Here is a 16,594-nt window from a genome sequence, read left to right as displayed (position 1 = left end):
TTAATATATTATTTTTATTATTACTTTATTATCTTAACTAAAGTTTCTGCAATAAACTTTGCATCGTCTAATGATAAAGTGCTATATACCGGTAATGAAATCTCATTTTCATATTGTGCATATGCATTTGGATAATCTTCAATTTTGTATCCTAAATTCTTATATAAAGTAAACATAGGTAATGGCTTATAATGAACGTTAGTTGCTATTCCTCTTTCAGCCATCTTTTGTATTACTTTATTTCTCTTTTCTTCGTTAAATCCTCTTAACCTTAAAAGATATAAGTGATAAGAACTTTCTGTACCATCTTCATCAATAAACTTAGGTATTATGCAAACATCTTCTTTTCCTAAGATATCATTATAAATATTACATATAGCTTTTCTATGATCTAACATATTTTGATATCTTCTAAGTTGAGCTCTTCCAATAGCTGCATTTATATCAGTCATATTACACTTAAATCCATCAGTTATAATATCATATTCCCAAGCTCCAGCTTTCATCTTTGATAAGGCATCCTTAGATTGCCCATGCAAAGCTGTAAGCTTAAACTTAGCTAATAAATTCTCAACCTTAAACTTATCTATATTATCATTATAAGTAAGAGCTCCACCTTCTGCTGTTGTAAGATTTTTTACAGCATGGAAAGAAAATGAGTGAAAATCACATTGGCTTCCAACCCTTTGTCCTTTGTATTTTGCACCAAAAGAATGTGCTGAATCACAAAGGATAATTATATCTTCTCTACCCTTATCCTTTAATATTTTCTTAATACCATCATAATCACATGGGTAACCAGCTATATCTACAGGCATTATAACCTTTGTTTTAGGAGTTATAGCTTCAGCTAGCTTTTCTTCATCCATAAAGAATGTATCCTTCTTAACATCTACATATATAGGCTTTATTCCCCTATGAATTGCAACACTTGAAGTAGCTGTGTAAGTATATGGTGTTGATATTATTTCATCACCTTCTTTAATATCTAAAGTTTTTAGAACTAATTCCATAGCAGCAGTGGCACTATTTAACGCTATTGCATTTTCTACTCCACAGTATTCCTCTATCTCTTTTTCAAAGGCAGCTAAGTTTGGTCCTGATGTTATCCATCCTGATTTCAAAACCTCTACAACTGCATCTATTTCTGCTTGAGTTATATCTGGTGGTGAAAAAGGTATAACTTTTCTTTCACTCATTTATTTCACTCCTATCAAATCAAAATACAGAAAAGAGAGAGTGTTTTAAAATCTACCTCTCCTCTCATAGTCAATATTTTATAATTTAGAAATCTTTTCTCTATTATTTACAACATTCTTTGTAGCATTTCTAGTATCATATACTGCTTTTGATCTAGCAACTATTTCTTCATAATCATAACAGCTATGATTAGTAGTTATAACAACTATATCACATTCATCTATAACTTCTTTCCAATCTACAGAATAGTATTTCTTATTCTTGTACTTAGCTTCAGGACAGTATGGATCATTAACTATAACTTCTGCACCATTCTTTTCTAATAATTCGATAACTTTAAATGATGGTGATTCTCTGTAATCATCAATATCATTCTTATAAGCTAATCCCATTACAAGAACCTTTGATCCGTTTAATGCTTTCTTATGTCCATTTAATATCTTCATGATATTTTCTAAAACAAACTCTGGCATAGAATCATTTATAATTCCTGAAGTCTCAATTAACTTAGTATGGTAATCATATTCTTTAGCCTTCCATTCTAAGTAGAATGGATCTAGTGGTATACAATGTCCACCTAAACCTGGACCTGGATAAAATGGCATAAATCCATATGGCTTAGTTTTAGCTGCATCTATAACTTCCCATACATCAATTCCCATTCTGTTACAAAGTATAGCCATTTCATTAGCTAACCCTATGTTTATATTTCTAAATGTATTTTCAAGAATTTTTTCCATTTCAGCTACTGCTGGAGATGAAACTCTGTGTATTTCACCTTCTAATACATTTTCATATAAAGCTGCTGCAATTTCAGTACAAGCTTCAGTACATCCTCCAACAACCTTTGGAGTATTCTTTGTATTGTAATGCTTATTACCTGGATCTACTCTTTCTGGAGAGAATGCTAAGAAAAAGTCTTCTCCACATTTCAATCCGCTTTCTTCTAATATCGGCTTTAATACCTCTTCAGTTGTTCCTGGGTAAGTAGTACTTTCTAATATTACTATCATCCCTCTATGAAGATATTGAGCTACTGCTTTAGTAGAAGTTACAACATATGATAAATCAGGTTGCTTATATAAATCTAATGGAGTTGGAACGCAAATACAAACTGTATCAACATCCTTAATAAAGCTAAAATCAGTAGTAGCCTTTAATCTTCCTGCTTCAACTAATTCCTTTAGTTCTGCATCAACTACATCACCTATATAGTTTTCTCCATTATTTACCATATTAACTTTTGAATCTTGTACGTCAAATCCTATAGTTTCATAACCTGCATTTGCCTTTTCAACAGCTAAAGGTAATCCAACATAACCTAATCCTACTACTCCAACTTTAGCTTGTTTATTATTAATTTTGCTAAGTAATTGTTCCTTTAATTCTGACATCCTAATCTCCTCCGACTTTCTTAAGGATTAATTATTTTTAATACTCTCTACGATATATTTGATTTGCTCTTCTGTTAATTCTGGATACACAGGTATAGCAAAAGTTCTGTGTGATAAATACTCAGATACTGGCATATCCCCTTCTTTATATCCTAGGTTTTTATAAACTTTTTGAAGATGTAATGGTACAGGATAGTAAACACCTGTTGCTACTCCTCTTTCTTTTAATTTCTCTAAAACTTCATTTCTATTCTCTGATTGTAAAATATACATGTGATAAACGTGCTCGTTTTTATCATCACAAACTGGAGTCACTAAATCTAACTCTTTAAACTCATTGTTATATATATCCACTATTTCTCTTCGCTTTGAGTTCCAGTTATCTATTTCCTTTAACTTAACTCTTAATAAAGCTGCTTGAATAGCATCTAATCTTGAATTGTATCCTATTAAATAATTATAATACTTTAATGGATTATATACAGTATCATTTCCTGATTCAGCTTGCATAATGTCCTCTTCTACACCATTTAGTAGATTAAATGCCTTTTGACCATTTTCTCCACTTCCATGAGTTCTAAGTGCTCTTATTATAACTGCTAAATCATCATTATCAGTAACAATCATTCCTCCATCACCAGCACAACCTAAGTTCTTTGTTGGGAAGAATGAGAAACATGCTACATCACCTAATGATCCTATATTTCTACCTTTATACTTTCCACCTATAGCTTGACATGCATCTTCTATAACTAATAAGTTATACTTCTTAGCTATCTTATTAATTTCATCCATATCAGCTGATTGACCAAATATATGAACTGGCATTATAGCCTTTGTTTTACTTGTTATTTTTTCTTCTATCTTTGTTACATCTATATTAAAAGTATTCTTATCAACATCAACAAATACAGGTGTAGCTCCAACTGCTGATATACTTTCTGCTGTTGCAAAGAATGTAAATGGTGTAGTTATAACTTCATCACCTTCACCTATTCCCATTGCCTTTAAAGCTATTACTAAAGCATCTGTTCCGTTCCCTACTGAAATAGCATGCTTTACCCCTACATATTCAGCAAATTCCTTTTCAAACTCTACTACATTTTTGCCAAGTATGTAATTTGCAGATGATAAAACTTCTAATGCAGCTTTATTTAATTCATCTGATAATGATTCATACTGAGCTTTTAAGTCTATTAATGGTATATTCATCAGATTCACCTCAATATTATTATGTTTAAACTTACTAAAACCATTTTAGCACAAATAAAAATATTGACAACAAAAAGTGTTATTTTTTTCAATTAATATAGGTTATTTAATACTTTCGTAATAATTATTAATTCTTAGTTTATCTATAAATTTTACATTTAAAATATTAATATGTATATTTTATTTCAACTTTCTCTGTAATTCATACATAAATTAGTATATTACGTATATTTTTCATAATAAAACTCTTTAAATAAGCAAATGCATATTCATATGTATTTACAATATGTTATACTAATTTTTAGATTGTAATTTAGGAGGATACTTATGAAAAAAAAATCTTTTTATAGTTTTATACCACTTGTAATATTATTAGTGGCAATGTTTATCATACATAAATATGTTTTTCTTTACGCTGACGATTTATACTATTCTAGAGATGCACAAAATACATTAAGTTTTTTGCCTAACTTTATGTTAAAGCAACTCAATTTAAATGGTAGAGTTTGGGTTCATGTTTTACTTCTTGGTTTAGTTAAATATGATGTATTGCTGTTTAGAATTTTTAATCCAATAGTAATTACTCTCGCTGCATATTTAATAGCTAAAGTCTGTTTATTAGATAATAATAAAAATAATTCTTCAAAGTTATTTCCTGCTGTTTTAATAAGTAGTACTTTATTTCTAACTTTACCAGCACGTATAGCTACAACTACTATTTTTTATGCAGCATGTTCACTTAACTATCTTTATCCAATAGTTGTGGCAATTTTATTTGGATATACATTTTATAAATTTTACTTAAATAAAAATAATATAAAAAAAATAAGTTGGTTTATTATAATTCTTGCTTTCTTTGCTGGTTCATCAACTCAACAAGCTGGGATGATCTCTTTAGGTTTTGCTGTATTATCATCACTTTATTTTATTATTTTTAAGAAATATAAATTTACGTTAAATCATTTATCCTATTATATATCATTATTTATTGGATATGGTTTGGTTACATATGGATCAATAAAAAGAATGTTATTTGAGAGTGACTCAGGAGTACATATTCAAATAAAAAATACTATTCTTGCATTATTGAAAAGTAATATATTTTCTAGACCAGTATCTATATTTATTTTGTTAATTTGTATTAGTTCTATTATATGGTTATTATATTTTATCCTAAATGAAGATAATAAAAGCACTTTCAACAAAATATTATCTTCTTTAACATTAATTGCATTGGTGCTATCTACTCTAGCATATTTTTATGCAATTGTTATTAAAGATTATGATATAACTTCTTCTGGAATTAAAATAAAGCTATTTTATTTAGGTTTTACTTCAATATATCTTTTTTCAATATTCTATACATCAACATTAATTATGTTATATAAATATAATCCATTTATATTATTTTGTGTAATTAATGCAGTTGGTGCACAAATAATGTTATTGGTAGCTGATTCAAGATTTGCTGATTCATATAAAATTATATTTCCATCACTTATCTTAATGTTTATATTTATTTCATATACATTTACTCAGTTATTTAATAATAACTTATTTAAATTTAATAAATTATTGTTTATTTTAATTGTAATTCCATTAATTTTTGTATCCACAAAATTTTTCCTACAAAACTTTAATGGCTATAAGATTACTTCTAAAGAAATAGCTTATAATTTAAATGTTATTAAAAATTATCAAAATAGCGCTGATAAGGATACTCTTGAACTTAAAAAGGTTCCTCCTAGTATGTACGGTTATAATTTAGGTAACTGGAATAACATGCCTTACTTTATGAAGCAGTGTTATAAAATTAATGAAAATACTATTATTAATTATATTGAATAATAAAAAACCACGAATTATCGTGGTTTTTTATTATTTCTTATCTTTTAAAGCAATTCTTACAATTATAAAATTTACAGGAATTGAAATTGCATAAACAAAAATAGGTGCTATTCCTTTTCCAATTCCAATATAAATGAATATATTTAATAAGATCATTTGTAAACAATAGTTAAATATATGAGCACAAGTAAATTTTGCTCCTTTTTTTACATTTGCCTTAGTTTTAAAAGTAAAATATGTAGATGCTACATAATTAAAACAAAAACTTATAATGTACCCTAAAGTATATGCTATATTATACTGAAGTCCTAGCTTTTCAAAAGCTATATAAACGCCATAACTTATAGCTGTTGCAATTATTCCTACTATTACAAACCTTAAAAATTCCCTTATAAAATTCGAATTAATATAATTCATATTCTTACTCCAATACTTTTATTTTACATCCTTAATATTAGTTAAGTCAGCTATGTAATTGGGTCTCCTCTTAGTTTCCATATAAGTTCTCGATAAATATTCACCTATAATACCTATGGATATAAGCTGAATTCCTCCAAGGAATAAAACTATACTTAATAACGATGCATACCCAGGAACATCTTTGCCTAAAATTAATGTTCTTATAATTATGTATATTGTATAAATAAATGCTCCACTTGAAACTATCCCACCTAATACACTCGCTATCTTTAAAGGTGCAACCGAAAAAGAAACTATTCCCTCAATCGCATAACTCAAAAGGCTCCAAAATGACCAAGTAGTTTCACCTGCTACTCTCTCAACATTTTCGATTTCAATCCATTTTGTTTTAAATCCCACCCATTCAAAAATACCTTTTGTGAATCTATGATATTCAGAAATTTTCAATACTCCATTAACCATTTTCCTATTCATAAGTCTATAATCTGTAGCAGCTTCTGTTATTTGTATTTTAGAAGTTTTATTTACTATTTTATAAAATAAATTTGCAAAATAACTCCTTATTTTAGGTTCACCTTTTCTATTTTTTCTTTTTGTTGCTACAGAATCATATCCTGATTCAACACCTTCTATCATTTCATATAACAAAGTTGGAGGATGTTGCAAGTCGGCATCCATTATTACCACAAAATCTCCACTTGAATTTTTCAAACCAGCTAACATGGCTGATTCTTTTCCAAAATTTCTTGAAAATGATATATATTCAACCCTCTCATCATTACTAGCTATATTACAAATTATATCTATTGTATTATCTTTGCTCCCATCATCTATAAATATAAACTCAAATCTATAATTATTAATATTATTAGCAACCTTACAAAGTTCATTATAGAAAATTTCTAATCCATCACTTTCATTATAACATGGTACTATTACACTTATTAATTTATTGTTATCCATAAATCATTCCTCACTATACTTAACTTTAGTTAAATTACATCTATTAAGAGATTTTAATCATATCCCCCTATCCCTTTTATCCTAATTTTCACAGTAATTATTATATACCAAATATGTAATTTAATAAACATATTATGTATTACATAAAATTAGCTGTTGCATAAAGCAACAGCTAAAAAGTAACTATAAACAATATATATTTATTATACTTCTTAAAGTGTTAATTGCACGATCTGAAACCCCTAATCCTGCTTGAATTATTCTCGCTGCAGATTTTTGAGATAATACATCTTTTTGTACTTGCTCTAAATCATTACCTACAAGAACTATTGGTGATTCATCTATAGCAGCAATTGGTCCTGCTGTTAAAGCATCAATTAAGTCTAACCCTTTAGCTACATATATACTATTAAGATTATCTCCGTAGAATCTCTCTATTACTCTAGCATTAGTTTCATATCTAGTTCTGCCACCTAATCTATTTCCTGAAATATTGTTAGTAGTTATTGAATTTAACTCATTTAGTACATTATCACTTAAAACACCTGTACCTCCAATAATATAACCATTTTTCAGAGATTCACCTTTCAAAAAGTTCTTTACATCCGTATTAATAGCTTTACTGTCAGTTAATAAAATAGGAATTCTATTTTGTCCACTTATTGCTCCTGCAGTTAGAGCATCAGCTTCTCCTCCACCATAAACTAAAAATACTTCAGATATATCATAAAGATTTGCATCTATATATTTTGCTACTGCTAAGGCAGTTTCATATCTAGTTCTTCCACCAAGTCTTGTTATATTAGTAATTCCCATAGATTTTAATGTATTAACTACACCATTACCTAAAACGCCTTCTCCACCTACTAAAATTACATTTTTTACTCCTAATCTAGATATTTCATCCTTTATAGATTGCTCTATATGTTCTTTATTTGCTAAAAGTATTGGTGCATTTAATCCTGTTGCTAAAGCTGATGCTGTAACACCATCGATTATTGCACTATTATTTACTAAAACAACTGTATCAGAAGTATAGAATTTACTCTTGCTTAACTCAACAGTGGTTTCATATCTTGTTCTACCACCTATAACACTAAACATAGGTTTAACATCTTTTCTAGTATTTATAAATTTAACGCCTGAAGTGCTAATGTAACCTCTGTCTATCCAGTCATAGTTTCCATGATACTTATTAGCCGATCCTCCAGTATTTACTGGCGTATTTCTATCAGCATAAACTTCATATGAATTTCTTCCATTTATATTTACTACATTAGGATTAGTTATTATAAAAGGTACACCTACATATGAAGAGTATTCATTAAAATTATTATTTACCTTGTATAATAAAATATTATTTCTATTTCTAACTTCATTGTTAGTAGTACAGATTGCTAATTGATATGCATTTGTATCTTGTAGCTTACTAACTCCACCTGATAATTCTAAGTCAGCTTGGAATGCATACTTAGCAGCTTTCTCTCCCCAGAATGGATCTGATGCATACTTTATATTAGTTCCTAAAGCTTTATTTCCTATGATTCCTCCGAAATATCTCCAGTCAGCAGGATCTGCATACCCTCTTGAAATCCAATTTTTCGCGAAATCATTTATACAATCTTTTACACTTGCAAATTCATTTGCTGCTAAACCTGGATTAGTATCAACTGCATTTAAACCAAATATATTATTTTTACTTTGAGATATAGATGACATTCCCCATCCACTCTCATTTATAGCGATACTAAGTGCTAATAATGCATTAACCCCATAAGTTTTTTCAGCATCCTTTAAAGCTTGTCCTATGCCTCTTAACTTTGAATTGCTATTAGTATTATTACTTATAAAAGTATTCAACTGACTAGCACTATAAATTGTTTTACTTCTAAAAGGTAAGTATTGATAATAATTATAATGTGGATTATTAGCATTTATAGAATTATTATTATGTCCTGCTTTTAAATCATTAATTAAAGTATTTAATCCATTTTGAATATTACTTCCATCATAGAAATACTTTCCATCATAACTTAAATAAACTCTTCCATTTACCATATATGATGGCGCTACTCCAATAGCAATTTTACTACCATTAGTATTAAAATTAGCTTTTAAGTTTCTTGAAATAAAGTGATATAATACCCCACCTTCTGAAATATAGTAACTTGGGTTTTTAACTTGATTAAGTGGTACTATCTCTAAGTCAAAGTTCCCACTCGCTGTATCCTTATTTACCCAACCAGTATATCCACCAACTTGAATTTTTGCTGACTTACTACTTTCTTCAATTACAGGTACATCTTTAACATACCCATGATTTACATATGTAAAAGCAGAAGTCATTTCTTTTGTAGTATATACATTTGTATTGTTATTAAATGTAGGATCTACAGATCCATTAATATACTTTACAATTTGACCCATTGAATTAGTAGAATAAGCAACTTGTCCACTTTTACTAATTATTACAGGTTCTATACTGTCATCGCTCATAGGCATTGGTGTATTTTCTAAAATACGCATCGCCTCTTCATATGTGTTTGCTGAATCAACAAAGCTATAGCTTCCATCTGAATAAGCAAAAGCAACCTCATACTCATCTTCTGTTTTTGTTTGTAAAGCAGTATATTCTTTCATAGACTCTGCCATAAGTCTAAACTCTTCTCTTTCATAATCCTCATTAACAGAATATCTTGCAATACCTTCATTTAATTTTATCTCTTCGTACTTACTTCCGACAAGCGAATTTACATCTTCTAATATAATTTTTGTCTCACTATTTTCTTCTAATTCACTTTGTGTTTCAGTAGTAGTTTCAGTTGTGGAATCATTTTCTGTTTCACTCTCATTGTTTTCTTCTTTAATTTCTTCAGTGCTAACATCACTATTAGTTGAATTTTCTTCTTCAGTGATATTATTTTCTATTGTTTCCTCTTTAGTTCCTAAATCATCTAAAAATTCAACAATTTGTTCAGTATTATCAATCACAGTATTCTCCGTAGCTCTTACTGAAATATTAGGTAATATCATAGTAAATAATAAAGCTTGAGCTACTATTTTTTTTATTTTTCTTGTCACATTATCCCCCCTTATATTTATATAAAAACTGGTAATATTACAATAACTACTACCAATATAATTACATTTTATCAAATTTTTTTATGCAATTAAATATAATATTAAAACTTCTACAATTATGCTCCTGGCTTGTGTAAATATGATGTATTCTTAGGGTCATTCACTAAATCATCAAACATCCACTCTACAGATTTATAGCCTATTCCTTCTCTTATCATATCTTTATTGTCCAACTTATACTCATCACAAGCTTCTATGACTCTTTTTCTTTCATCTTCAGTGTCACTTACACTTTCAATTAAATAGTCTACTGGTATTTTACTTCCTTCACCTGTTCTTGCAAAAAAACGAACATCATTTATCCTACCAGCATTATATAAATCATAAAAAACTTGTCCTGTTTGCATATGTTCAGTATGTATATCATACTTATAAGAGTGAGTTATATGAGTAACATTTTCATATTTACTCTCAAATTCCTCAATAAATGTACTTAAAACTTTATAGTCTATTCCATATTCATCTTGATTAAGTTTTATTATATTATTAACATCTACACCTAATCTTTGAACTGCTGCATCTAATTCATTATTTCTTAATGTAGCTTTCTCATCATCAGTTAAATTCTTATATCTATCTAAATTAAAAATGTTTGATTTGTTTCCCTTAGTAAATAGGACTATATATACATTTTCCTTTCCTACAGATTTTATTGCATCAACTATAGTGCTTCCTGCAAAAAGAGTTTCATCATCTTGATGCTGAGTATAGAAAACTACCTTATCACCATAAACATAGCTTCTAGCTCTAGCTATAGCCCTTTTATCTATATCACCTAATGCTGTTACATTTTTAGCTCCTGCAATTATACTCTTATCAGAATTATTATCAACTAATACTACAGGGCTTTTTAATGCTGATGATGTAAGTGCGTCTACTAATTCAATAGATTTACTTAAATATACTTCAGACTTATCCTCAAAAAATCTATTAATTACATTTTTATTAGTTTCAAATCTAGTTTTTCCACCTAATCTTTCGCCATAACTATCAAATCCACTTGCCATAACTCCGGTTCCACCAATAATAAAGCTTTCAACATTTTTATTATAAACAGTTGATTTACCATTAGTTAATATTACTGGATTTCCATTCTTCGCAGCTACAGGTGCAATACTCATAGCATCAGCTTCTCCACTTATTCCATTTACATAATATACTTGAGTAATGGATTTATATTTTTCTATTTCATTTGCTACTGCAAATGAAGTCTCATATCTAGTACCTCCCCCAACTCTTATTACAGATATACCTCTACTTTTAAGCTGAATCTCAACACTTTTAGAAACGACTCCTTCTCCTCCAACAATATATACAGTATTAACTCCTGAAAGAGCATCTAAAGTAGCTTGTGGTATTGAGTTAGTTTGAGTTAACAAAATAGGTGCATTTATAGCTCCACTTAATCCGCTAGCTGATAACCCATCCACTAAAGCTAGTCCATTTACTAAAATAGCTTTATCGTAACTCATCTTATCTGCTATTAATGCCGCTGTCTCATACCTATCTTTCCCTTTAATATAATTTATATCATTTGCATATACACTTACTGATGATATACCTAATATAATAGTACTCATTAAAAGAATTTTTCTTATGTTCATATTATCCCCCCACCAAACAAATTTTTACATATAAAATTATATCATATATAAATAACATTAATAGATTATTTAACATATTAAGACAAAATATTCTCAAATTCTTTACAGTATATAAAAATAAGTGGTAAAATTTATATTTGAAAGGATGTGTAACTATGAGAGATAAAGATTCAAATAACACAGGAAATTCTAGAAGCAATTCAAGAAGCTCTAGAAATAAAAAAAGAAAAAAGAAATCATTAGGCTTTAAAATATTTATAACAATAATAAGTATTCTACTAGTAATAATATTAGCTGGCGTAGGAGTTTTCTATGCAACTCTTAGTAAAATGGATAATGTTAAATTAAACAAAGAAAACTTAGGTGTAACTTCTACAGAAGAGCTTGAAGTTTATGATAATTATAAAAAAATTAAAAATATAGCTTTATTCGGAATAGATTCTGAAGATGGTGTAGGAAGATCAGATTCAACGATGATTGCTACAATAGATCCCGTTCATGATAAGCTAAAAATAACATCAATAATGAGAGATTCATACGTAAATATTGATGGCTATGGATACGATAAATTAAACCATGCTTATGCATATGGTGGAGCTGAATTATCAATAAAGACAATAAATCAAAATTTCGGTTTAAATATTGAGGATTTTGTTGCTGTTGATTTTGCTAGTTTACCAAAAATTATCGATATTTTAGGCGGAATTGAATTAGATATAACAGATGAAGAACTACAATATATTAATGGATATATCGATGACATAAATTCTAAAGATGGAACTTATTCTCCACATATAAGCTATGCTGGTTCACAACACGTAGATGGAGTTCAAGCTTTAGCTTATTCAAGAATTAGATATACAGCTGGTGGTGATTACGAGAGAACAAGAAGACATAGAACAGTTTTAGAACAATTATTCAATAAAGCACTTACCGTATCACCAACTCAATATCCTACAATAATTAACCAGTTATTGCCTTATGTAAAAACAAATTTAGGTGCTACAGATATTCTTTCATTGGCTACAAAAGTTGCTACAATGGGTGGTGGAACGCTAGAACAAGATAGATTCCCTAGAGATGGTTATGGAGAAGGCCAAATTATTGATGGTGTTTACTATTTAGTATTTGATGAAGCTGCTACAAAACAGCAAATGATGGATTATATATTTGATGATAAATAGTAAAAAATACCGTAAAATTATCTAACTATTATATTATAGGTAAGATAAATACTTAAAATTTATCTTACCTAAGTAATCTTATTATATTAAACCACATCATATTTTTTGAATTCCTTGAAGCATGCTTATATAAAATCTTCTCAAGCAAGGATTAAAAACTCCATTCATAGCATCTACACTTATTCTTATAACTGTCTGCTATGAATGAATTATATAGTATAATGATACTGATTTATCTATTTTTTCTGTATCATTTATTTTTTATTATGTTCTAAATATACATCATAAAACGGTGTATGTTTTAATACTCTTTTGTGTGTAATATCTCTATAAACAACATTAGGTAATACTGCCTTAGCAATATTTCTTATTATGCTTTTTTTCTCATCTTTCCAAGTAGCTGTATAATGATGCTCACAAAAATGTATACTTTTTTTATATGTAGGTCTCTCAAAGTACTCTTTAGGATAAATACTTACTCCTTCTTCAACTTTTTGATATTCATTATTCAATTTAAAACTAGGATAATTCTTTAAAAAATATTCTGTAAACATATTGTTATTAGGTATATATTCTAATTTAATGGTATTATATTTATCTAATAATTCCTTTATAATAGTATTATTTTTACACGCACCAATAACTGCTGTTCCTAATAACGAATCATACATGAAGCCTAAAAATAAATTATTTTCTAAAAAAGGTTCTAAATCCTTTTTTACCTCTACATCTGTATCAAAATATATTCCACCATGATCATATAAAACCTTTAGTCTAGCATAATCCGATACAAATGCATATTTTTTATTGTCATATGCTTGTTTTACATAGTCATTACAATTTATATCAAAATTTTCTTCATTCCACTCAATAATTTCATAATCATTTAATATAGACCAACTCTCTAAACAGTCTACTATTTTCTTAGGTTTAGGTTGCCCTCCAAACCAACAATAATGTATTTTTTTAGGAATAACCATATTGCACCTCCATTAAAATACTCTTTTTAACAAAAACATTATTCATTATAATATTTTATTTTCATATCAATTTTTTATAATTAAATAATATAAAACTTCACCATATACACTGCATTGATTTAGTAAAAAAATTAATATTAACATAGTATAATTTTTAATATAATATACATAAAAGATAAAACTTCTCTTCTAACCTTTCTCTATTAATCTTTTTAAGTAATTGAAATACCTATACTTTACCTAAATTAAATTTATATTTGATTTTTTTATATAAAGTATATACATAATTTAAAGAGTAAAATCTAATATAGTGAAAAATACCTTCACTAATAAGTGCGTATCTCCAATAATAATTTTTACATTTATTTTCATACTTGTAATGCCATGGTTTAATAGCGCCAATATAATGAATTATTGCAGTATTATTTTCAATATATTCAAGTTGTTCCGCATTAAATTTATGCTCCGAAAATATTTGTTTATTATACCTTTCATTATCATCATACTTAGACGAAGTATTAAAAATTACATTTAATACATCTTGATCTAACCATTTAATCTTATCTTTATTATCTCTAATATATTCAAAATAAATTGATGGTTTAATATTTTTTCTAATATCCTTTAAATTAAATAGTATTGTACCTGCATTAAAATATTTCGAAGTACTATCTAATTCTAATCTTTGTAGTATCTCCATAGGATTTTTATTTATAGATTGACATACAACTACATATTTACCTTCAAAATCTTGATTATAAAAATCACTTATTGATTTTTTTACGATCATATCTGCATCTAACCATAATATTCTATCAACTTCTTCTGGCAATATTGATTGTGCAAGAAATCTATAATACGTTTCAATTGTGAAATGATGACTTAATGGAAAATCTTTAAAATCTTTTTCATTAATTAAAATATCAATTAGTTTTCCATTATATTTACCTTCAACAACTTTTCTTAATTCCTTAATTTCTACTTCATTTAAACTACTGTGTAATAAATATATATTAATATTAACATCATTATTTTCAAATATAGATGTAATTAACACCTTAGCTGGTAATAGATATTTTGAATTAATCGCCAATAATATATTCATAATTACTCCTAATTTATATTCTTTTATTTACTAATTATAAAGTTTTTAACTTTTCTTCTTATTATTCTAAATCCATCACTCTTAAAGTATAATAATATGAATAAAATACTTGTAATACTTCCACTTATAAATGCTTTTATAAACCATTGACTCCACGAAAATACATTATGCTTTAAAAATGAATTATTTAAAAATACAATAATAATTGTTGTTAATATTACATTTATACCGATAGAAATATAGTATTTATTAACTTTTTCTGCAAAATACTCCTTGAACAATATAGTTGGCTCATACCAAAAGTATGTTGTTAATTTTGCAAAAACAGAAGCTAAAATCACTCCTGCTATCCCCATTACTTTACCTAACATAACAGATAAAATAAGATTTACTATAGCAGCAACAAGCATAATATATTTTGTTTTTACATATAATCCTGTAGCTTCTCTATATGTCCATAAAGGTTGTAATATACAAGATAAGTACATATTCAATGTAATAGCTATTACAACTGTATTACTTAAAAGATATTGCTCTCCCAACCATACTTTAATAAAATCATTAACTAACAAATAAAAATTACTTACTACTATACCACAAATTATAAAACTTATAGATTGAGTTGCTTTAAAAATCTCATATCTTTTATTGTGTGATTCTTTTACTACTACATTTCCAATACTAGCAGTTAATGAACCGAATACAATTTGTATAATCATGCTTAATTTATTTGTAATTAATAAATAATTAGAGTATAATCCTACAGATATAGTTCCAACCAATATTGATATTATTGTATTATCAGTTGCATTCAGTAACAATGAACTTAGTTTATACAAGAATATTGATTTTATATTTTCAAATATTCCTTTTTTATCATCATATCCCAAATCTTCCTTTTGTTTTATATATGGATATAAAACAACTGCTTTTTTTGAGGCAATGTAGTTATTAAGAAAATTACCAATCAAATTTATTGCCAAATATAAAATATAATTCTTAAATATAACTAAAGATACTATTTGAATTATAGTTTTTATAAAATTTATAACTATTGTTATTCTTGTAACAACATAATTTTTTTGGTCTGCTGTTATAATTGATGTTTTATATACAAATAAATATGAGATTATTACTCCACCTAATGCAAATAAGTAATATACTTTTAATAATGGTATAGGTTCAGGTGTATTAACAATCAAATGTATAAATGGAGTGAATGCTACTCCAATAACAGTTATCGAAATAGCTATTGTTCTATATATTTTTTTATAAAAATTTATTAATGCTGAAATCTTCTTTGTATCATTATCTGCAATTGGTTTATAAAAGCTATATACCATTGCAGTATTAAATCCTAAATCAGCCATAGACAATAAACTTAAAACATCAGAAAATAATCCATTTATTCCAAGTAATTCAATACCTAACACCTTAATAAAAATAGTTCTAGATACAAAACTTAATATTAAAGTAGTAAATTGATTCAAAAAACTCATTGACATATTTATAATTGCATTTTTAGATCTACTTTTTGTCATAA

General features: G+C 27.4%; 12 protein-coding genes. 2 read left to right on the top strand and 10 right to left on the bottom strand.

Annotated elements, in window-relative coordinates; translation table 11 throughout:
* Positions 1-20: 20 nt before the first annotated feature.
* From LQE93_RS11335 to LQE93_RS11325, 3 genes are all read right to left on the bottom strand, one after another.
* Complete coding sequence (locus tag LQE93_RS11335) at positions 21-1,199, bottom strand: DegT/DnrJ/EryC1/StrS family aminotransferase (protein WP_231073724.1); 1,179 nt, start codon at positions 1,197-1,199, stop codon at positions 21-23.
* Between the two features lie 78 nt (positions 1,200-1,277).
* Positions 1,278-2,594: a nucleotide sugar dehydrogenase gene (locus tag LQE93_RS11330; RefSeq protein WP_231073722.1), complete on the bottom strand. Its 1,317-nt coding sequence runs from the start codon at positions 2,592-2,594 to the stop codon at positions 1,278-1,280.
* A gap of 27 nt (positions 2,595-2,621) precedes the next feature.
* The gene (locus LQE93_RS11325; RefSeq protein WP_231073721.1) at positions 2,622-3,806 is read right to left on the bottom strand and encodes a DegT/DnrJ/EryC1/StrS family aminotransferase; all 1,185 of its coding nucleotides are present in this window, start codon (positions 3,804-3,806) and stop codon (positions 2,622-2,624) included.
* Between the two features lie 327 nt (positions 3,807-4,133).
* On the opposite strand from LQE93_RS11325, the gene LQE93_RS11320 reads away from it, so the two are divergent.
* Entirely contained in the window at positions 4,134-5,654 is a 1,521-nt protein-coding gene (locus LQE93_RS11320) for a DUF6056 family protein (RefSeq protein ID WP_231073720.1), read from the top strand.
* A 30-nt stretch (positions 5,655-5,684) separates the two neighbouring features.
* Here LQE93_RS11320 and LQE93_RS11315 read toward each other — a convergent pair whose 3' ends face one another.
* From LQE93_RS11315 to LQE93_RS11300, 4 genes are all read right to left on the bottom strand, one after another.
* Positions 5,685-6,071, bottom strand: a complete 387-nt coding sequence (locus LQE93_RS11315) for a GtrA family protein (protein ID WP_231073718.1) — start codon at positions 6,069-6,071, stop codon at positions 5,685-5,687.
* 18 nt (positions 6,072-6,089) lie between these two features.
* Positions 6,090-7,037 (bottom strand): glycosyltransferase family 2 protein, encoded by a 948-nt coding sequence (locus LQE93_RS11310; protein WP_231073716.1) that lies wholly within the window; start codon positions 7,035-7,037, stop codon positions 6,090-6,092.
* A 183-nt stretch (positions 7,038-7,220) separates the two neighbouring features.
* Positions 7,221-10,118: a cell wall-binding repeat-containing protein gene (locus tag LQE93_RS11305; protein WP_231073714.1), complete on the bottom strand. Its 2,898-nt coding sequence runs from the start codon at positions 10,116-10,118 to the stop codon at positions 7,221-7,223.
* A 116-nt stretch (positions 10,119-10,234) separates the two neighbouring features.
* Positions 10,235-11,782 (bottom strand): cell wall-binding repeat-containing protein, encoded by a 1,548-nt coding sequence (locus LQE93_RS11300; protein WP_231073713.1) that lies wholly within the window; start codon positions 11,780-11,782, stop codon positions 10,235-10,237.
* 155 nt (positions 11,783-11,937) lie between these two features.
* Here LQE93_RS11300 and LQE93_RS11295 point away from each other — a divergent pair, with 155 nt between their 5' ends.
* Complete coding sequence (locus LQE93_RS11295; RefSeq protein ID WP_231073711.1) at positions 11,938-12,966, top strand: LCP family protein; 1,029 nt, start codon at positions 11,938-11,940, stop codon at positions 12,964-12,966.
* A gap of 254 nt (positions 12,967-13,220) precedes the next feature.
* Here the strand turns inward: LQE93_RS11295 and LQE93_RS11290 are convergent, their stop codons facing one another.
* The 3 genes from LQE93_RS11290 to LQE93_RS11280 form a co-directional block, all read right to left on the bottom strand.
* Entirely contained in the window at positions 13,221-13,946 is a 726-nt protein-coding gene (locus LQE93_RS11290) for a glycosyltransferase family 32 protein (protein WP_231073709.1), read from the bottom strand.
* Between the two features lie 229 nt (positions 13,947-14,175).
* The gene (locus LQE93_RS11285; protein WP_231073707.1) at positions 14,176-15,051 is read right to left on the bottom strand and encodes a glycosyltransferase family 8 protein; all 876 of its coding nucleotides are present in this window, start codon (positions 15,049-15,051) and stop codon (positions 14,176-14,178) included.
* Positions 15,052-15,074: 23 nt separating this feature from the next.
* Positions 15,075-16,592, bottom strand: a complete 1,518-nt coding sequence (locus LQE93_RS11280) for a lipopolysaccharide biosynthesis protein (RefSeq protein ID WP_231073705.1) — start codon at positions 16,590-16,592, stop codon at positions 15,075-15,077.
* Positions 16,593-16,594 lie beyond the last annotated feature (2 nt).

The organism is Clostridium sp. NSJ-145 (assembly GCF_021044725.1).
GTDB lineage: Bacteria > Bacillota > Clostridia > Clostridiales > Clostridiaceae > Clostridium > Clostridium disporicum_B.
This window is presented reverse-complemented; position numbering and strand designations above follow the sequence as displayed.